16 protein-coding genes and 2 pseudogenes are annotated in these 17,408 nt (G+C 61.8%); 5 read left to right on the top strand and 13 right to left on the bottom strand.

Annotated features, from left to right (window positions below):
- Window positions 1-25 precede the first annotated feature (25 nt).
- On the bottom strand, window positions 26-658 hold the full coding sequence (locus KUA23_RS16310) for a TetR/AcrR family transcriptional regulator (protein WP_100490551.1): 633 nt from the start codon (window positions 656-658) through the stop codon (window positions 26-28).
- Window positions 659-769: 111 nt separating this feature from the next.
- On the opposite strand from KUA23_RS16310, the gene KUA23_RS16305 reads away from it, so the two are divergent.
- Window positions 770-1,426: an O-methyltransferase gene (locus KUA23_RS16305; protein ID WP_252992419.1), complete on the top strand. Its 657-nt coding sequence runs from the start codon at window positions 770-772 to the stop codon at window positions 1,424-1,426.
- Window positions 1,427-1,646: 220 nt separating this feature from the next.
- Here the strand turns inward: KUA23_RS16305 and KUA23_RS30395 are convergent.
- Window positions 1,647-2,621: pseudogene (locus KUA23_RS30395) on the bottom strand (methyl-accepting chemotaxis protein); the annotation flags it as partial.
- A gap of 318 nt (window positions 2,622-2,939) precedes the next feature.
- Window positions 2,940-3,212, bottom strand: a pseudogene (locus KUA23_RS30390) (PAS domain-containing protein); the annotation flags it as partial.
- Between the two features lie 162 nt (window positions 3,213-3,374).
- On the opposite strand from KUA23_RS30390, the gene KUA23_RS16295 reads away from it, so the two are divergent.
- Window positions 3,375-5,573, top strand: coding sequence for an OsmC domain/YcaO domain-containing protein (locus tag KUA23_RS16295; RefSeq protein ID WP_252992417.1), 2,199 nt, complete (start codon window positions 3,375-3,377; stop codon window positions 5,571-5,573).
- Window positions 5,574-5,668: 95 nt separating this feature from the next.
- Here KUA23_RS16295 and KUA23_RS16290 read toward each other — a convergent pair whose 3' ends face one another.
- The 4 genes from KUA23_RS16290 to KUA23_RS16275 form a co-directional block, all read right to left on the bottom strand.
- Window positions 5,669-6,835 (bottom strand): cystathionine gamma-synthase, encoded by a 1,167-nt coding sequence (locus KUA23_RS16290; RefSeq protein WP_252992416.1) that lies wholly within the window; start codon window positions 6,833-6,835, stop codon window positions 5,669-5,671.
- Window positions 6,832-8,208 carry a pyridoxal-phosphate dependent enzyme gene (locus tag KUA23_RS16285; protein WP_252992415.1) on the bottom strand — a complete coding sequence of 459 codons (1,377 nt, stop codon included), beginning with the start codon at window positions 8,206-8,208 and terminating at the stop codon, window positions 6,832-6,834. The genes KUA23_RS16290 and KUA23_RS16285 overlap by 4 nt, the downstream gene beginning before the upstream one ends.
- A gap of 116 nt (window positions 8,209-8,324) precedes the next feature.
- Complete coding sequence (gene dapA / locus KUA23_RS16280) at window positions 8,325-9,188, bottom strand: 4-hydroxy-tetrahydrodipicolinate synthase (RefSeq protein WP_252992414.1); 864 nt, start codon at window positions 9,186-9,188, stop codon at window positions 8,325-8,327.
- Window positions 9,189-9,482: 294 nt separating this feature from the next.
- Window positions 9,483-10,874 carry a hypothetical protein gene (locus tag KUA23_RS16275; RefSeq protein ID WP_252992413.1) on the bottom strand — a complete coding sequence of 464 codons (1,392 nt, stop codon included), beginning with the start codon at window positions 10,872-10,874 and terminating at the stop codon, window positions 9,483-9,485.
- Window positions 10,875-11,082: 208 nt separating this feature from the next.
- Between KUA23_RS16275 and KUA23_RS16270 the strand changes: the two genes are divergently transcribed.
- Window positions 11,083-11,979: an SGNH/GDSL hydrolase family protein gene (locus KUA23_RS16270; protein WP_252992412.1), complete on the top strand. Its 897-nt coding sequence runs from the start codon at window positions 11,083-11,085 to the stop codon at window positions 11,977-11,979.
- Here the strand turns inward: KUA23_RS16270 and KUA23_RS16265 are convergent.
- The 5 genes from KUA23_RS16265 to KUA23_RS16245 form a co-directional block, all read right to left on the bottom strand.
- On the bottom strand, window positions 11,976-12,458 hold the full coding sequence (locus KUA23_RS16265; protein ID WP_346356339.1) for a VOC family protein: 483 nt from the start codon (window positions 12,456-12,458) through the stop codon (window positions 11,976-11,978). The genes KUA23_RS16270 and KUA23_RS16265 overlap by 4 nt on opposite strands.
- A 34-nt stretch (window positions 12,459-12,492) precedes the next feature.
- Complete coding sequence (locus KUA23_RS16260) at window positions 12,493-12,885, bottom strand: ester cyclase (RefSeq protein WP_078048646.1); 393 nt, start codon at window positions 12,883-12,885, stop codon at window positions 12,493-12,495.
- A gap of 3 nt (window positions 12,886-12,888) precedes the next feature.
- The gene (locus KUA23_RS16255; protein WP_078048645.1) at window positions 12,889-13,509 is read right to left on the bottom strand and encodes a LysE family translocator; all 621 of its coding nucleotides are present in this window, start codon (window positions 13,507-13,509) and stop codon (window positions 12,889-12,891) included.
- Window positions 13,510-13,628: 119 nt separating this feature from the next.
- Complete coding sequence (locus KUA23_RS16250; protein WP_252992411.1) at window positions 13,629-14,189, bottom strand: ATP-binding protein; 561 nt, start codon at window positions 14,187-14,189, stop codon at window positions 13,629-13,631.
- Window positions 14,190-14,258: 69 nt separating this feature from the next.
- Window positions 14,259-14,612: a VOC family protein gene (locus tag KUA23_RS16245; RefSeq protein WP_078048643.1), complete on the bottom strand. Its 354-nt coding sequence runs from the start codon at window positions 14,610-14,612 to the stop codon at window positions 14,259-14,261.
- A gap of 129 nt (window positions 14,613-14,741) precedes the next feature.
- Here KUA23_RS16245 and KUA23_RS16240 point away from each other — a divergent pair, with 129 nt between their 5' ends.
- Window positions 14,742-15,509 carry an NAD(P)-binding domain-containing protein gene (locus KUA23_RS16240; protein WP_252992410.1) on the top strand — a complete coding sequence of 256 codons (768 nt, stop codon included), beginning with the start codon at window positions 14,742-14,744 and terminating at the stop codon, window positions 15,507-15,509.
- A 71-nt stretch (window positions 15,510-15,580) separates the two neighbouring features.
- Complete coding sequence (locus KUA23_RS16235) at window positions 15,581-16,741, top strand: saccharopine dehydrogenase family protein (protein ID WP_252992409.1); 1,161 nt, start codon at window positions 15,581-15,583, stop codon at window positions 16,739-16,741.
- Between the two features lie 92 nt (window positions 16,742-16,833).
- On the opposite strand, the gene KUA23_RS16230 is transcribed toward KUA23_RS16235, so the two are convergent.
- Entirely contained in the window at window positions 16,834-17,286 is a 453-nt protein-coding gene (locus tag KUA23_RS16230) for a thiol-disulfide oxidoreductase DCC family protein (RefSeq protein WP_252992408.1), read from the bottom strand.
- Window positions 17,287-17,408: the final 122 nt, after the last annotated feature.

Raw genomic sequence — 17,408 nt, 5'->3', positions numbered from 1 at the left:
CAGTCCTTTGCTGGGAGGGGGCGCTTCATGGAGGGTTGAGCGCGATTACATAGGCGCGAAACATATCAGTCATGGCGTCGGCATAAACAGCGATTTCTTCCGTGGTGCGTGGGCTGTTGGAAAATTCTTTCCCGACTGAACTGAGGGTGGTCAGGATCAGATCACTGGCCAATGTACGCGTGTCGATCGACACGTCGGGCAGCAACTCCAGCATGAACGCCTTGAACGCCTGCCGTCCGGCAGCCCGCACTTCCAGGGCCTCCGGCGCATCGCGATAGAGCGGCGCCGCGTCGCTTAACGCCCCGCGCATCTGCGCTTCTTCGCATTCGGATCGGATAAAGGCGTGCACCAACGTGCGCAGGCGCTCCAGTGGCGCTTCGTCGTGTTTCTCCAGTATGTCGCGCAGCATCTGGGTGGTCTGCTGCCACTCATCACTCTGCAACCTGAACAGGATCGCCGCCTTGTTCGGAAAGTACTGGTAAACCGACCCCACGCTCACGCCGGCTTTTTCCGCGACCCGTGCGGTGGTGAAACGGGTGGCGCCTTCCTTGGCCAAAACCTGAATAGCCGCTTCGAGGATCGCTGCCACCAACTCGGTGGAGCGCGCCTGTTGTGGCTGCTTGCGCGTGGAAATACGCGGGGTTTGGCGGCTGGTCATGCAGGGCTCCGGTAATGGGGCTAATGCGAATAGCGAATGCGACGAATCACTCGCATACTTTTAATGCGACGAATTAGTCGCATCTTAGCCCCCACTCTACGGAAATCAATTATGTCGAGCCTGACCACCGCGCCTTTGGCGCAACTGATTGAACGCCTGTATGCCCAAGCCAGCGCCGCCACCAGCCCGGTGATGAGCACGGTATCGAAGGAAGAGCGCGAGCGGCTGATGCACAGCAAGACCGAATACGTGACGCTGTATTCGATGCTCAAGGATCTGTGGCTTCCCGTGTCGCGGGACACCGGCAAGCTGCTCTACATGCTGGCGCGCAGCAGCAAGGCACGGGCGATCGTGGAATTTGGCACTTCGTTCGGATTGTCCACCTTGCACTTGGCTGCCGCGCTGCGTGACAACGGTGGCGGTGTGCTGATCGGCAGCGAGTTCGAGGCCTCGAAGGTGGCCCTGGCGCGGGACCATTTTATCCAGGGCGGCGTGAGTGACTTGATCCACATCCGCGAAGGCGATGCGCTGGTGACCCTGGCCAGCGACCTGCCGAACAGTGTCGATCTGCTGCTGCTGGATGGCGCCAAGGCACTCTATGGCGAGGTACTCCGCCTGGTGGAAAGCCACCTGCGCCCCGGTGCTTTGGTGGTGGCCGACAACACCGATTACTGCCCTGAATACCTGGCCTACGTACGCGCCCCCGAGAACGGCTACTTGTCCGTTCCATTTGCCGATGACATCGAACTTTCAATACGCCTGGGGTAATCGAGGCGTCAACTCATGCACGTATTTGTCACGGGAGCCACCGGTTGAGTGGGCTCCGAAGTGGTGTGTATCACACCGATGCGGCGCGGGTGTATGGGCATGTGCCGGAGGAGGGCCTGGGCCAAGCGGCGTATCACGTGGGCGCAGACCAGGCAGCCGGGTTGTTTGTGGTGAGTGGGCTTGCCACAGCTAGCCCGCTCACCCGCAGTTCAGTGCAGGCTCAGCGATTGAAGCGCTCGACCAACGCATATTGGGTGGACGCGGTGTTTGTCAGTTCCTTGCTCAGGTCCGTGGATTGATGGGCTTGTATCGAGGTCTGGTCGGCCAGTTCGGCGATGGTGGTGATGTTGCGGCTGATCTCCTCGGCGACCGCGCTCTGTTCTTCGGTGGCGGCGGCGATCTGGGTGGTCATGTCGGTGATGTGGGACACGGCCTCGCTGATACCCACCAGCGCCTGGTCGGCCTCGAGTACCCAGGCCACGCCTTCCTGGGCCTGGCGCTGGCCGTGTTCCATGCTTTGCACCGCGTTGTTTGAAGATGCCTGCAACTGGGTAATCAGCGCGTGGATCTGGGTGGTGGACTGAGAGGTACGCTGGGCCAACTGGCGAACTTCGTCGGCGACCACGGCAAAACCACGGCCTTGCTCACCCGCACGCGCGGCTTCGATGGCGGCGTTGAGCGCCAGCAGGTTGGTCTGGTCGGCAATGCCCTTGATCACATCCACCACGCTGCCGATTTCGTCGCTGTCCCGTGCCAGTTGCGCTACGGTCGCGCCGGTTTCGCTGACCACACTGGACAAACGTTCGATGGCCTCACGGGTGTCCCGTGCCACTTCACGGCCGCGCCCGGTCAGCACATTGGCTTGCTGGGTGGCGTCGGCGGTGCGCTGGACGTGGCTGGCGACTTCCTGGGTGGTGGCGGCCATCTGGTTGACGGCGGCCGAGACCTGTTCGGTTTCGACGCGCTGGCGGTCCAGGCCCTTGGAGCTGGCGGTGGCCAACTGGTCGGATTGCCCGGCCAGGGCGCTCAATTGTTCGGCACTGTCCTGTAAACGCGTCAGGCAGGTCTTGAGGCGCGCGTTTTGGCTGAGGAACGCGGTTTCCAAGCGTGCCTGGGGCCCGCTGGCGTCGCTGTACATTTGTGCGATCAAGGCGTCCGAAGTCGAGGGTTCCACCCCCTGCAACAGGCGCAGTGTGCTGCCTTGGCGCACGCGCGAGCAGAGCACGCCCACTGGCACCGCGACAACGACGGCCACCGCAATCGCCAGCGGTGCACTGAGGAACAGGCCGGCGAGGCTGCCGGCCAATCCGGTGGCCACATACGGCACGCAACTGATCGCGGCAGGCAGCCAGGCATCCTGGCGTGGCACGCCCGGCTTACCCTGGCTGATGCGGCGGTAAAGGGCCTGGGCACGGCGGATCTCATCGGCAGTGGGTTTGACCCACACCGATTCGAAACCCACCACCTTGCTGCCGTCGAAGATCGGCGTGACATAGGCGTTGACCCAATAATGGTCGCCGTTTTTCGAGCGGTTCTTGACGATGCCCATCCAGGGCAGGCCTTGCTTGAGTGCACCCCACATGTGCGCAAACACGGCGGGTGGCACATCCGGATGGCGCACGATGTTCTGCGGCGCGCCGATCAGGTCGGCGCGTTCAAAGCCGCTGATCTCGACAAAGGCGTCATTGCAGTAAGTGATGACACCTCGGACATCCGTGGCGGAGATGAGTTTTTGCGAAGGCGCGAGGGAAATCTCACGCTGTGTTATGGGCTGGTTATTGCGCATTCCGACTACTCCCTGGTTGCCCTCAGTCCATCGGCGCCATGTGCGAAAAGGTTAATGCACATTTGCCAATTCGCCAGCCACTGGTCAAAAGCCTGAAACTTCCTGCCGAAAAACCTCATAATGGCGGCCATTTTTGTTTAGCCGTTATTCTGGTGTGCCCCCATGGAAATCAAGGTCAACTTTCTCGACAACCTCCGGCTTGAAGCCAAGTTCGATGACTTCACGGTGATTGCCGACCAGCCCATCCGCTACAAAGGCGATGGCTCGGCACCGGGGCCGTTCGATTACTTCCTGGCGTCGTCGGCGTTGTGCGCGGCGTACTTCGTGAAGTTGTATTGCCAGACGCGCAATATCCCCACCGACAATATTCGCCTATCGCAGAACAACATCGTCGACCCGGAAAACCGCTATAACCAGATCTTCAAGATCCAGGTGGAATTGCCAGCGGATATCTCCGAGAAGGATCGCCAGGGCATTTTGCGTTCCATTGACCGTTGCACCGTGAAGAAAGTGGTGCAGGCCGGGCCTGAGTTTGTCATCGAAGAAGTCGAGAACCTCGACGCCGATGCCCAGGCCTTGCTGATGCCGAACTCAACCTCCGACGGCGGCACCTACATCGCCGGCAAGGACCTGCCACTGGAACAGACCATCGCCAACATGTCCGGCATCCTGGCCGGCCTGGGCATGAAGATCGAGATCGCGTCGTGGCGCAATATCGTGCCTAACGTGTGGTCGCTGCATATCCGCGATGCGCATTCGCCGATGTGCTTCACCAACGGCAAGGGCGCGACCAAAGAGGGCGCCTTGGCGTCGGCGTTGGGCGAGTTTATCGAACGGCTCAACTGCAACTTCTTCTACAACGACCAGTTCTGGGGTGAGGAACTGGCGAATTCGCCGTTCGTGCATTACCCGGATGAGCGCTGGTTCCAGCCCGGCCCCAACGACGAACTGCCGAGCGAAATCCTCGACGCCTACTGCCTCAAGGTCTATAACCGCGACGGCGAACTGCGCGGTTCGCACCTGTTCGACACCAACTCCGGCAATGAAGAGCGCGGCATTGTTTCGCTGCCGTTCGTGCGCCAATCGGACGGTGAGGTGGTGTACTTCCCGTCCAACCTGATCGAAAACCTCTACCTCAGCAACGGCATGAGCGCCGGCAACACCCTGGCCGAAGCCCAGGTGCAGTGCCTGTCGGAGATCTTCGAGCGCGCGGTGAAGCGTGAAATCATCGAAGGCGAGTTCGCCTTGCCGGATGTACCCGCCGAGGTGCTGGCCAAGTACCCCAGCATCCTGGCCGGTATCCAGGGTCTGGAAGCCCAGGGTTTCCCGGTGCTGGTCAAGGACGCATCCCTGGGCGGTGAATTCCCGGTGATGTGTGTGACCCTGATGAACCCGCGCACCGGCGGCGTGTTTGCCTCGTTCGGCGCACATCCCAGCCTGGAAGTGGCGCTGGAGCGCAGCCTCACCGAACTGCTGCAAGGCCGCAGTTTCGAGGGCTTGAACGACTTGCCGCAGCCCACCTTCGAAGGCCAGGCAGTGACTGAGCCGAACAACTTCGTCGAGCACTTCATCGACTCCAGTGGCGTGGTGTCGTGGCGCTTCTTCAGCGCGCAGTCGGATTACGAATTCGTTGAGTGGGACTTCACCGGCGAAGGGGCCGATTCGAACGCCCAGGAAGCCGCGACCCTGTTCGGGATTCTCGAAGGCATGGGCAAGGAGTCCTACATGGCGGTGTACGAACACCTGGGCGCTACGGCGTGCCGCATCCTGGTGCCGGACTACTCGGAAATCTACCCGGTGGATGACCTGATCTGGGACAACACCAACAAGGCGCTGTTCTTCCGCGAGGACATTCTCAACCTGCACCGCCTCAACGATGAAGAGTTGCAGGCGTTGGTCGAGCGGCTGATTGAAAGCGAGCTGGACGACTACACCGATATCACCACCCTGATCGGCATCGAGTTCGACGACAACACCGCCTGGGGCCAACTGACCATCCTGGAGTTGAAGCTGCTGATATTCCTGGCCTTGCAGCAATACGAAGAGGCCAAGGAGTGCGTGGAGATGTTCCTGCAGTACAACGACAACACCGCCGAGCGTGGCCTGTTCTACCAGGCGATGAATGCGGTGCTGGAGATGGAACTGGACGACGACCTGGACCTGGCGGATTACGAAGCCAACTTCCGCCGCATGTTCGGTGATGAGCGGATGGACGCGGTGATTGGCTCGGTGAAAGGCGATGTGCGCTTCTATGGCCTGACGCCGACCAGCATGAAGCTGGAAGGGCTGGACCGGCACTTGCGCTTGATCGACAGCTACAAAAAGCTGCATGCGGCGCGTGCCAACGTCGCCTCAGCCTGACACAGCTTTCTGTGGAAACTGGCTTGCTGTGGTGAGCGGGCTTGCCCCGCTCACCACAGCAGGCCGGTTCACCACGCAGGCCAAGCTAAAGTGCTTTAGATAAGTGCCAATGCTTGCGCCAAATCCGCCCGCAGATCCTCCACATCCTCAACCCCCACCGACAACCGTACCAACCCGTCGCCAATGCCCAACTGCGCGCGGGTCGCGGCTGGGATACTTGCATGGGTCATGATCGCCGGGTGTTCGATCAGGCTTTCCACGCCGCCGAGGCTTTCGGCCAGGGCGAAGATCTTGACGTTCTCCAGGAAGCGCGTCGCGCCGGCCAGGTCGCTGTTCAGGTCAATCGAAATCATCCCGCCAAACCCACGCATCTGTTTGCGCGCCAGTTCATGCTGCGGGTGGGAGGCCAGGCCTGGGTAGTAAACCCGTGCCACCTGCGGTTGCTGCTCCAGCCAGGTGGCCAGGTCCAGGGCGTTGCTGCAATGGCGCTCCATGCGCAGGGCCAGGGTTTTCACGCCGCGCAGGGTGAGGAACGCGTCGAAGGGCCCCGCGATGGCGCCGACCGAGTTCTGCAGGAAGCCTAGGCGTTCGGCCAGTTCGGGGTTATCGCCGACGATGGCAATGCCGCCAATCACATCGGAGTGGCCGTTGAGGTATTTGGTGGTGGAGTGCACCACCACATCGAAGCCCAGTTCCAGCGGACGCTGGATCCATGGGCTGGCGAAGGTGTTGTCGGCCACGCAGATGATGCCTCGATTGCGGCAGATACGTGCGATGGCGCTGAGGTCGGTGAGGCTCAGCAGCGGGTTGCTCGGGGTTTCGACCCAGACCATGCGTGTGTCGTCCTGCAGGCTTGCTTCAAACGCCGACAGATCACTCAGGTCGACAAAGCTGAAGCGGTGCCCGGCGCTGCGTTGGCGCACTTTGTCGAATAGGCGGAAGGTGCCGCCGTACAGGTCATTGCCGGACACGATATGGGCGCCGGCATCCAGCAGCTCCAGCACCGTCGAAATCGCCGCCAGCCCGGACGCGAAGGCAAACGCCTGGCTACCACCTTCGAGGTCGGCCACACAGCGCTCCAGGGCAAAGCGCGTGGGGTTGTGGGAGCGACCATAGTCAAAGCCCTTGTGCACGCCGGGGCTGTCTTGCAGGTAGGTGGAGTTGGCGTAGATCGGCGGCATCAGCGCACCCGTGGTTGGGTCGGGGGATTGCCCGGCGTGGATCACGCGGGTGGCAAACGCGCCTTTATCGGACTGACTCATGCAAGGGATCTCCGTAGATGGTTGAGCAGGTCGACGCGGGTGATCAGGCCGTGGAAGCCTGAATCGTCGGCAATAATCGCAACCAGGCCGCGATCCAGCTCCGCCTGCAGTTCCGCCAGGCTGGCGCTGGGGGCCAGGGTTTGCAAGGTGTTGGTCATGGCGCTGGCGACAATCATCTTGAAGTCTGCGGCGTCATGGTGCAGGCCCAGCAGGATGTCGGACTCATCGATCACTCCCACCAATTCTTGACCGTCCATCAGCACCGGCAGTTGCGAGACGTCGGCCAGGCGCATGCGCTGGAACGCCGTGAGCAAGGTGTCATCGGGGCTCACGCTGATCACGCGGCCGTCTTCGAAGCGCCGCGCGATCAGGTCGCGCAGGTCGCCGTAATGCTTGTATTGCAACAGCCCCGCGTCATTCATCCATTGGTCGTTGTAGACCTTCGACAGGTAGCGCGTGCCGGTGTCGCACACGAACGTGACCACACGCTTGGGCTCGGTCTGTTCACGGCAGTAGCGCAGCGCTGCGGCGAGCAGGGTGCCGGTGGAGGAACCGCCGAGAATGCCCTCGGCCTTGAGCAACTGCCGGGCGTGATCGAAGCTTTCCTCATCGCTGATGGAATAGGCGTGGCGCACGCTGGACAGGTCGGCAATCGACGGGATGAAGTCTTCGCCGATGCCTTCTACCGCCCAGGAGCCTGGCGTTTCCAGCTTGCCGCTGCGGCTGTACTCGGCCATCACCGAACCCACCGGGTCGGCCAGCACCATGGCCAGCTCCGGCTGAACGCGCTTGAAGAAACGCGTCAGCCCGGTAAGGGTGCCGGCTGAGCCGACACCTACCACAATCGCATCGACATCGTGCTGGGTTTGCGCCCAGATCTCAGGCGCGGTGCTGGTTTCGTGGGCCAGGGGGTTGGCGGGGTTGTTGAACTGGTCGGCGAAGAACGAACCGGGGATGTCCTTGGCCAGGCGCGCCGCCACGTCCTGGTAATACTCGGGGTGGCCTTTGCCGACGTCGGAGCGGGTGATGTGCACTTCGGCGCCCATGGCCTTGAGGTGCAGCACCTTTTCCGTGGACATCTTGTCGGGCACCACCAGCACCACGCGGTAGCCCTTGGCCCGGCCGACCAGCGCCAGGCCCAGGCCGGTATTGCCGGCGGTGGCTTCGATAATGGTGCCACCGGGGCGCAGGCGGCCGTCGCGTTCGGCGGCGTCGATCATCGCCAGGCCGATACGGTCCTTAATGGAACCGCCGGGGTTTTGGGATTCAAGCTTGAGGAACAGCGTGCAGGGGCCGGTATCGAAACGGCTGACCCGAACCAACGGCGTGTTGCCGATCAGTTCGAGGACGGCGGGGCGGGGAAGGCTGGGCATGTCGTCACCTGAATACGGATGGGATGGACAGCAAAAGGCAAAGCGTGGGTTCGACGATAGGCCGGGATCGGTCCGGTCGCAACCGGACGGTCCGTTGGCTGTCTGTTTTTGGCGCATTAGCCGGGCGGGTTCAGCACCTGCTGCAAGCGCGTGACGACGCCGGCACTGGCGACCTGCATCGGCGCGCGCAACTCGCTGCCGATCAACCCGTGCAAGGCCAGCGCGGCTTTGACCGGCGCCGGGTTGGGTTCCATGAACATCGTGTTGATCAGCGGCTGCAACCGGAAGAACGTCGCTCGCGCTTCGGCGAGCTGGTTGTCGCGCACTTGCTGGCACAGCGCCACAAATTCCTCGGTATGCAGGTGGGCCGAGGCGGCGATGGCGCCCGTCGCGCCAAGGCACAGCGCGTTGAATATTTGCAGGTCTTCGCCACACAGCACGTCCACCGCACCACTGGCCAACAGCGCGAGGGTATTGCCCAGGTTGCCGCCACAGTCCTTGATCGCGACGATGCGTTCGTGAGCGATGATGTTCAGCAGCGTGGCCTGCTCGAAGGTTGCGCCGGTGCGGTAGGGGATATCGTAGAGGATGATCGGCACACTGGAGGCATCCGCCACTGTACGGAAGAATGCTTCCAGGCCGGCCTGGGACGGGCGGATGTAACTTGGCGCGGGCACCAGCAACCCCGCCAGCGGGCGTTGCAGGATTTCACCCTGGAACTCGAGCAACTCAATCTGGTTGTTGCCCGCCAGGCCCATCACCACGCGGTGCGCGGGGACCAACTGCAGCACTGCGTCGAGCACTGCCAGTTGTTCCTGACGGCTCAGCGACGCGGCCTCCCCGGTGGTGGTGCAGACCATGATCCCGGCCACGTGCTTTTCCAGCAGGTGGCTGACCAGCCGGCGCAGGCCGATAAAGTCGATGGCGCCGTCATGGAACGGCGTGACCACGGGAACCCAGATACCTTGAAACGCTGACATGCACTTTCTCCTGATAGTTGACCGCTGGAGTCACCGTCAGAAGGGCAAGGGCAATTGTGCAAAGGAGGGGGAGACCGTCGCGCTCAATGTCCAGTCAGCTCATCTGACGGGACAGCGCGCCCCGGTCACATGAGCGACTGTTTCTTCGATTTGAGGGCGTGCGCAACGCAACCTTGCGCCTTGGCAATCAAGCCAATGGCGCAAAGGTTAACGGAGGACATTGTGGACATTCGCTGACACACCCTGAATAAGGCCTCCATCTTCATGGAATATTACAGAGTGTGTCAACGGTGCTTATTCGAATTTATCGATACGCGAGTCAGAGTAGAAAAACTCGTTCTTGTCGGTGCTCGATTCAAAGAAGTAGGCGTAGTCGGTCAGGAAGTACAGGTGGCTCACGCGCTTGTACTTGTCGTCGTCGGTTCGGCAGGACAACGCCTTGGCGCTGCCCGCCAGTTTCGCGTTGAGTTCGCTGGCCGGCAGTTCACGCTCGACCTGGCAACGGTTGGTCTGCGTGTTGGTGCTGCTGCCGATCAGGCTGTTGAGGCTGGAGCGTACGGTGGTGTAGGTGACGGTCTCGCCCACGGGCAGGGCCTTCCAGTTACCGGTGAAGCTCAGTTGGGTCAGGGTCGAGCTTTCCGCCATGCCCGAACCGCCGTAGGTGGCTTTGGACACCAGGTGGAACAGGTTGCGCCAGCTCACGGCCTGACTCTCATAGCCGTCGCCACGGGTGGCCAGGGCCAACTGGCCGCTTGGTGCGTCCTGGCTGATGAACTGCGTGCTTTGGTTATCGCTGGTCTTGCCACGGTAGTTGCTGGTGCCCGCGAACTGGACGTATTTGAACGAGCGGGTGGGCTTGTCCAGGTTCAGCTGCGTGATGGCCGCCAGCACGGCTGGCTGCACTGACGTCAGAGCGATGGTAGCCGGAGCCTTCAGGCGTGGCTTGAACGCCGGCAGCGCGGCGATTTTTTCCGGGGTGACGCAGACGTTCTTGAACAGCAACTCATAGTCGGCATTGCTGCCGGCGATGTTCTGCGGCGTGGGGGAACTGTCGACACGGCCGTCGCTGACGCGGTTGTTGGCATCCATGTCGTAGCCGGCCAGTTGCATGTACGTGCCGGCTTTGCAGGCTACCGAAAAGTGTTCGCGTTTTTGCGCGTAGGGCGCGTTGTAGGGCAGGTCGTTGAGCACTGTCGGGTTATCGAAGGCGGCCCAGAAGCGCGTTTCGCCGTTGACGGTCTTGATGCTGTTGGCGTCGATCAGGACCTGGTTGTCACGCTCATTGGTCTGCACCAGGCGCCAGTCGGGCTTGGGTGTCTCGGCGCAGGCGCGCACGAAGGTCGGGTTGGCAGCCAGGGTTGCGTACTGTTGTGGCGACAACGTCTGCGCGGACGCATAGCGATCAATGCTAGCCGGGTACATCCGTCGCACAGCATCCAGGTATAGCAGGTAGACCTTCGGTGACGCACACGCTGCTTCAACTTGCATCGTGCGGCGCACACCATTGGGAATGGGCGGCATCAGCAGCTCGAAGCTCAGCGAATCGCCTTCGCGCACGATGCTGTTTTCCACCAGGGGTTGCGTGAGGGCCAGGGTGAACATTTGATCAACCTGGGCTTTCTGGGTGGCGCAACCGGGCAGGGTGGCAATGCCACCGATCAGCAAAAGGGGAGTGATAAAGCGCACGGGAGCCTCGTTGAGTCCATTCAGGGATGTAAGGGTGACGGCGGGTAAAGCTGAATCTTTAACCGGTTGTTGCGGGCCGCAAGCCTAACGAGGATGGCTGCCTGTGTACAGCCATGGGGTGGCCGCCGCCGGATATGTGCGGGTCGCAATTGTCCTGCCGTGGTTGCAACGAGGCGGTAGGCTGTGCAGATATTCCGGGAGAACCTCGATGATCCGACGTGCGTGTCTGGCCGCTCTGTTGACCCTGTCCGCCTCGACTGCCTTTGGCGGTTCGACCTACGATCATTTGTATGCCTTCGGCGACAGCTACTCCGACAATGGCGCGGGTGAGGAACTCACCACCCGCCTCGCCGCGCAGAAGGTCAAGGAGGCCCAGGCGCTGCCAGGCCCCCTGTACTGGAAGGGGCGCTGGAGCAATGGCCCCACCGCCGTCGAAGGCCTGGCACAGGCGTTGAGCATCCCCCTGACCGACTATGCGGTGGGCGGCGCCAAGAGTGGCCATGGCAACTACTACGCGTGGATGATGCCGTCGCGCGACACCGGAGTACTGGGCCAGGTCACTGAGCATTTGCAGGCCGCCAAGGCCAACAAGGCCGACCCCAAGGCGCTGTATTTCATCTTCATCTCGGCCAACGACTTTTTTGAATGGGCCGACTTCGCCCATCCTGAAACGGTCGAGGCCTTGAGCGAAGCCAGCGTGGCGAATATCCGCAGCGCCACCGAACAGTTGGTTGCAGCAGGCGCCAGGCACATCATGGTCGTGGGCACCACGGACCTGAGCCATGTGCCTGCCGTGGTGCAGGGCAATCAGGTCGACACTGCGAAAAAGTACCAGCAGTTGCTCGCGCAGCAACTTCCGGCAGTGCTGGCACAGATCGGGACGGCGAAGGTGAGCTACTTCGATCATCTGGCCTTTAGCGACAGACTGCGCGCCAACCCGGCGGACAATGGTTTCACCGACCTCGATACGCCGTGCCAGGCCACCTACCCGCAGGTGAAACCGGTGTGCGCCGACCCGGACACCCATTACTACTGGGACGAATGGCACCCCACCCGCAAGGTGCATGCACTGGCGGCCAAGGCGATGCTTGAGGCGTTGCCTTAACCTGCCGCGACCGCCGCTTCAATGGCAGCGATGTCGATCTTCTTCATGGTCATCATCGCCTCGAAGGCGCGCTTGGCTGTCTCCGGGTCCGGGTGGGTCACGGCATCGGTCAGCACGCGCGGGCTGATCTGCCACGACACCCCCCATTTGTCCTTGCACCAGCCGCAGGCGCTTTCCTGGCCGCCATTGCCGACGATGGCGTTCCAGTAACGGTCGGTTTCCGCCTGGTCATCGGTGGCCACCTGGAACGAAAACGCTTCGGTGTGCGGGAAGGTCGGCCCGCCGTTGAGGCCGATGCAGGGGATGCCCAACACGGTGAAGTCCACGGTCAATATATCGCCCTGTTTACCGGACGGGTAATCACCGGGTGCCAGGTGGACGGCATTCACCCGGCTGTCCGGGAAGGTCATGGCGTAGAAGGTCGCGGCCTCCAGGGCGGTGCCGTTGTACCAGAGGCAGAGCGTGTTTTTGTGGGTCATGATCGGTCTCCACGTGAGAATGGCCCTGTGGAGTTTAGCCGCCCAGTTGCTGCGCGATGGCCGCTTTGTCGATCACCGACCATACGTGGGCGAATGTGCCGTCGACCACCTCATAGAACACATTTTCGTCGAACGTCACCTGGCGTCCATTGATCGGCAACCCGAAGAACTCGCCCCTGGGCGTGACCTTGAAGTTCAGGCGACTGGCCACGGTCGGCGGGTCGGCGACCAGCAACTGGATGCAGAACACCAAGTCCGGTATCTCGCGAAAATCCCGCTGCAGCATCGCACGGTAGCCGGCGAGGCCGACGACTTCGCCGTTGTAGGTCACGTCCGGGTGCACGAAGTCACCCAAGTGCTCCCAATCCTGACGGTTCAGGCAGTCGATATAGCCTTGGTAAAAGGCAGCGAGTTCGTCGCGAGTCATCGTTCAGGCCCTGCGCGCCATCAACAGCACCGACGCCGCCGCCGACAGTAACCCCGCGCAGCAGCGATTGAAAATCCGCTTGCCGCGAGGCTCGGCAAACCAGCGACGCATATGCAGGCCCATGTAGGCGTAGGCGCTGATGGCGATCCATTCCAGCATCAGGAACATCGCGCCCAGCAGCGCGAACTGCGGTGTGATCGGCTGACCGGGCACCACGAATTGCGGCAGGAAAGCGGTGAAGATCAGGATGGCTTTAGGGTTGCCCGCCGCCACCAAAAACTCCTGCCGCGCCAACCCCCACAAGCCCACCTTCTTCGCCGCCACATCCGCCTCAGCCTCGGGATTGGCCCGCCACAACTGAAACGCCAAATAAAACAGATACGCCGCCCCCAGGATCTTGATCCCGTAGAACAACAACTCCGACGTCTGCAGCACCACTGCCAACCCGGCCGAGGCGAGGGCGATCATGCCGGCGAACGCCAACAGGCGGCCAACACCGGCCAGGCAGGAAGTGCGGTAGCCGTAGCGTGTGGCGTTGCTCACGGACAGCAGGTTGTTCGGGCCCGGCGCCATGTTGAGGGCGAAGCAGGCAGGAAGGAAGAGGGCGAGGGTGGCGAGGTCCATGGCAGCTCCGGGTGTGCGGGGAGGTGTGAGGATAAGGCGGAGTGGGGCGGTTGGACAATGTGCGCGTTGGTGCTGCGATGACACCAACGCTTTAGGGTCAGCGAGCAATCAAATTGACGTCATTTTTTGAGGAAGTTCATAGGGGAAGTGTGCGACAGCGCTTGAACGACATCGGCAACCATCTGTTCAGCCGTGCTCATCCCATCAATCCGCAGGACCGGCGCCGTCTGCCGTGACAACCACGCTTCATGCCACGCTCGGTTGCGCCCTGAAAAGTTCGGATCGTCATACTGCGAAGCCCATTCCCTGAATGCCACGTGTATTTCATGCATATCACCACCGGGCTTGATCCGGTCGCCAAATCGCTGGGTTTCACGTGCTGCGAGCCGTTCAAGGCGAACAGGGGTAGGGGTCGCAACGAATACGATCAGTTCGGCGTCCGCGATCAGCGCATCTCCCCACACCATGCAAGAACCGCTCAGCACCCATCCGGCATCGCCAAGTGCTTGCTGCATCAGTGACACACGCTCGTTGGGAGGCCGCTTGGTGGTGAAAGGCGGGTTGGTGGGCATCCAGTAGTAATCGTCGACATCCACCTGGCGCACGCCGAGTTGCGTGGCGAGGTGTCGACCCAAAGTGGTCACGCCCGCGCAGGAAGCGCCGGTGATGTAGATCTGCATGTTTTTCCTCCATGAATATAAGGCAGTTTCACGTTCACCTTACCGGTGCGGGCAGCACTTAAGTGTGGCCTATTCAGCCGTCCAGACCGCCAATTCATATCCATCCAGGTCCCTGAAATGGAACCGACTTCCACCCGGAAACGAAAACGTCTCGCGGGTGATGACGGCCCCCAGGGCCTTGAGCCGCTGCTGCGTATCATCGAGATGATCTGCATACACAATCACCAATGGCCCACCCGGTCGCACGGGTTCCCCGGTGGTAAAACCTCCGGTCAGGCGGCCGTCGCTGAATTCGGTATAGGTGGGGCCGTAGTCGACGAATGTCCAGCCGAATGCGCCGCCGTAGAAGGCTTTGCTGCGGGCAATATCACCCACGTTGAATTCGATGTTGTCGATTTTTCGGTCTGTGCCGCGAGTGCTCATGCCTGGTTCCATGGCTGATGTTCAGGGGCGCGAGTGTAACGTAGGCAAACGCCATCGTGAACGCGGGAGTCCGAGTGGGCTATCTAGGCTTATGATGCAGTCGGACACAGAATCAAGGGAGCAACTACAGTGCTGAACATCGGAATCCTGGGCGTCGGTGAGCTGACGGAAAAGGTTGTGATTGGCCTGCGTCGCAGCGGGTTTGCCGGGCGGATGCTGCTGTCTGCGCGCAACCACGACCGTGCACAACAGTTGCGTGCGGAGTGGGCGTGTGACGTGATGGCCGACAATCAGCAGGTCGTCGATGAGGCGGACGTGTTGTTCCTTGGCGTGCGCCCGGATGTGGTGGAGCAGTTGTCCAGGGAAGTCCGGATCAAGCCCCGGCAGACGCTGGTGTCGTTGGTGGCCGGTGTGAAGCTGGACGCGTTGCAGCACCACTTCCCACAGGCACGCGCGGTGCGGGCGATGCTGTCCTATGCCGCCCAGATCAACCAGTCCACCGTGGTGGTCACGCCGGGTGGCGAGCCCCATGAAGCGCTGCTGGGTGCACTGGGCTCGTTGATCGTGCTGGAGCAGGAGGACGCATTCGAGTTGGCGACCGTAGCGGCCTGCATGAACGGCTGGTTCTATTTTTTTCTCAACGATCTTCAGCGCTGGTTTGTCGACAAGGGCCTGCCCCATGAACAGGCGGCCCAGCTGGTGATGGGGAATATGCAGGACTGCCTGGCCAGTGCTCGGCACCAACCGCTGGCCAGTCTCGAAGCGCTGGGGGATGCCATTGCCACGCCTGGGACGTATACGTCGGCGGGACTGGACGTGCTCAGGCAGAACGGCGCGACGCAGGCATGGACGCAGGCCTTTGATGAGGTGCTCGGTCGGCTGCACAAAGGGGCGTAGGGCGCGCTGAAGAAATCGAGTATCGTTGGCGGTCTCAGCGGCGTACGACCGATTTTTCAGGGACGGATGGAATGACATTCAGGGTGATGGTGATCGGTGGCTACGGCAACTTTGGCAGCATCGTTTGCCGGCATTTGGCGCAGGCGCCGGGCATTGCGTTGGTGCTCTCGGGCCGCGATCCGCATAAGTTGCAACGTAAACTCGATGAGCTGAACGCGCAGTCCGGCACAGTGTGCGAAGGCTGGTGCGGCGATGCCATGGGCGCCGGATTCGCGTCCGTTTTGCAGTCGAAGAACATCCAATTGGTCATCCATACCGGTGGCCCGTTTCAAGGGCAATCCTACGCCGTCGCCCAACGCTGCATCGATGCAGGCGTGAACTACTGCGACTTGTCCGACTGCCGCACGTTCGTCAACGGCGTCGGCGTGCTGGATGTGCAAGCCAAGCAGGCGGGTGTGGCCATCCTCAGTGGCTGCAGTTCAGTGCCGACGCTTTCGTCCGCCATCATCGACCAATACCGGGCTCGCTTTTCGCGCATCGATGCCATCGAGCACGGTATTTCTTCCTCGGCCAAGATGCCGGGGCTGTCGACGATCGAGGGTGTGCTTGCCTATGCAGGCAAACCGATCAAGCAGCTCAGGAATGGCCAGGTGCATGAAGTGCTGGGCTGGCAGGACCTGACACTGCGCAAGCTGCCCCAGCTCGGCACGCGGGTGCTGGCCAATGTGGACGTGCCGGACATGGATATCTTCGCCAGCCGTTATGGTGCCCACACTTTGCGCTTCAAGGCGGGAGCCGGGCTCAAACTGGGAGGTATCGCCAACTGCTTACTGGCCCAGGCGATACGGCTGGGGATCGTGCGTGCCCCCGCCCCCTGGGCCGCTCGGCTGCACCGGCTGGGCACCTGGTTCGAACGGTTTGGCGACGGCAAAAGCGCGATGTACATCGACGTAGAGGGCTTGGGAACCGACGGCCAACCTGTGTCACTGGCGGTGCAACTCACGGCCTTGAATGACAAAGGTCCGGAAATTCCGAGCTGCGCCGCCGTGGCCCTGGCCATCAAAATGGCCCAGGGCTACGTGCCCGAACCCGGTGCTCGGCCGTGCGTAGGTGAAATCACCGTCGACGAATACATGGCTGCCATCAATGACCCGGCGAACCTGAGCCTGGCCGTGCGATTCTCTGACGGGCCTGCCAAGCCACTGCACACAACGCCAGCCCGGCCACATTGAGCGACACGGGGTTAAATGCCTCGCTGAGCATCGCACCAGCAGCCCCGGCAGCGCCACGCCGCGGGCAATTCAGTTGATGCGCACCAAGACGTTCATTGCGGTGCTTTCAAAAAGCGCTGCTCATGGTCCGGATGCGGCAATAGGCAAGTGTCGTACTTGCCGAACATCCGATAGCGATTGCGCGCGACGCGGTCGTAAGCCCAATCCCGCAGCGCGCGCGGGATAGCGCGTAAGAGCAGCAATGCACGCCATGCGCCGGGCAACTGCGCGATGATTTCGAACACCGCGTCTGAGCGCACCCAGTAGCGATGATCGCGAAGGACCAAGAGGGTGTCGAACTGATCCAGGGGCAAACCCGCCCAGGCCAACAGCGCCTGGCCTTCGGCGGATTGCACCGCCGCCAGCCGGACGCGGCGTTGGTGGTCATGCCGAATCAGGAACCGTGCCCAACCGTTGCACAGCTTGCACACGCCGTCGAACAACACCACGGTCTCACCGGGGCTGAGCAATGGCGCGGGGGTAGGGCGGGTTTGGGAGGCGGGCATGGGCGAGGGACCAGGCGGTGTGTGGCTGATGATCATACCTGTCTTCGGTGGTGAGGGCGCTGTGGGCTCCTGCGCGGTTACGAAGGGGGGTAATTGCCCTTATTTTTTGTTGCCCGGTACGC

This window comes from Pseudomonas pergaminensis, from assembly GCF_024112395.2.
Classification (GTDB): Bacteria; Pseudomonadota; Gammaproteobacteria; order Pseudomonadales; family Pseudomonadaceae; genus Aquipseudomonas; species Aquipseudomonas pergaminensis.
The sequence above is the reverse complement of the archived record's forward strand: the minus strand, read 5'-3'. Positions and strand labels throughout refer to the sequence as shown.

Excerpts from the sequence above, each read along its gene's own strand:
- KUA23_RS16290 (WP_252992416.1), bottom strand. The coding sequence starts at position 6,835 with ATGAGTCAGTCCGATAAAGGCGCGTTTGCCACCCGCGTGATCCACGCC.
- KUA23_RS16310 (WP_100490551.1), bottom strand. The coding sequence starts at position 658 with ATGACCAGCCGCCAAACCCCGCGTATTTCCACGCGCAAGCAGCCACAA.
- KUA23_RS16230 (WP_252992408.1), bottom strand. The coding sequence starts at position 17,286 with ATGCCCGCCTCCCAAACCCGCCCTACCCCCGCGCCATTGCTCAGCCCC.
- KUA23_RS16265 (WP_346356339.1), bottom strand. The coding sequence starts at position 12,458 with ATGACCCACAAAAACACGCTCTGCCTCTGGTACAACGGCACCGCCCTG.
- KUA23_RS16295 (WP_252992417.1), top strand. The coding sequence starts at position 3,375 with ATGGAAATCAAGGTCAACTTTCTCGACAACCTCCGGCTTGAAGCCAAG.
- dapA (WP_252992414.1), bottom strand. The coding sequence starts at position 9,188 with ATGTCAGCGTTTCAAGGTATCTGGGTTCCCGTGGTCACGCCGTTCCAT.
- KUA23_RS16245 (WP_078048643.1), bottom strand. The coding sequence starts at position 14,612 with ATGAGCACTCGCGGCACAGACCGAAAAATCGACAACATCGAATTCAAC.
- KUA23_RS16250 (WP_252992411.1), bottom strand. The coding sequence starts at position 14,189 with ATGCAGATCTACATCACCGGCGCTTCCTGCGCGGGCGTGACCACTTTG.
- KUA23_RS16260 (WP_078048646.1), bottom strand. The coding sequence starts at position 12,885 with ATGACTCGCGACGAACTCGCTGCCTTTTACCAAGGCTATATCGACTGC.
- KUA23_RS16255 (WP_078048645.1), bottom strand. The coding sequence starts at position 13,509 with ATGGACCTCGCCACCCTCGCCCTCTTCCTTCCTGCCTGCTTCGCCCTC.
- KUA23_RS16270 (WP_252992412.1), top strand. The coding sequence starts at position 11,083 with ATGATCCGACGTGCGTGTCTGGCCGCTCTGTTGACCCTGTCCGCCTCG.
- KUA23_RS16235 (WP_252992409.1), top strand. The coding sequence starts at position 15,581 with ATGACATTCAGGGTGATGGTGATCGGTGGCTACGGCAACTTTGGCAGC.
- KUA23_RS16285 (WP_252992415.1), bottom strand. The coding sequence starts at position 8,208 with ATGCCCAGCCTTCCCCGCCCCGCCGTCCTCGAACTGATCGGCAACACG.
- KUA23_RS16305 (WP_252992419.1), top strand. The coding sequence starts at position 770 with ATGTCGAGCCTGACCACCGCGCCTTTGGCGCAACTGATTGAACGCCTG.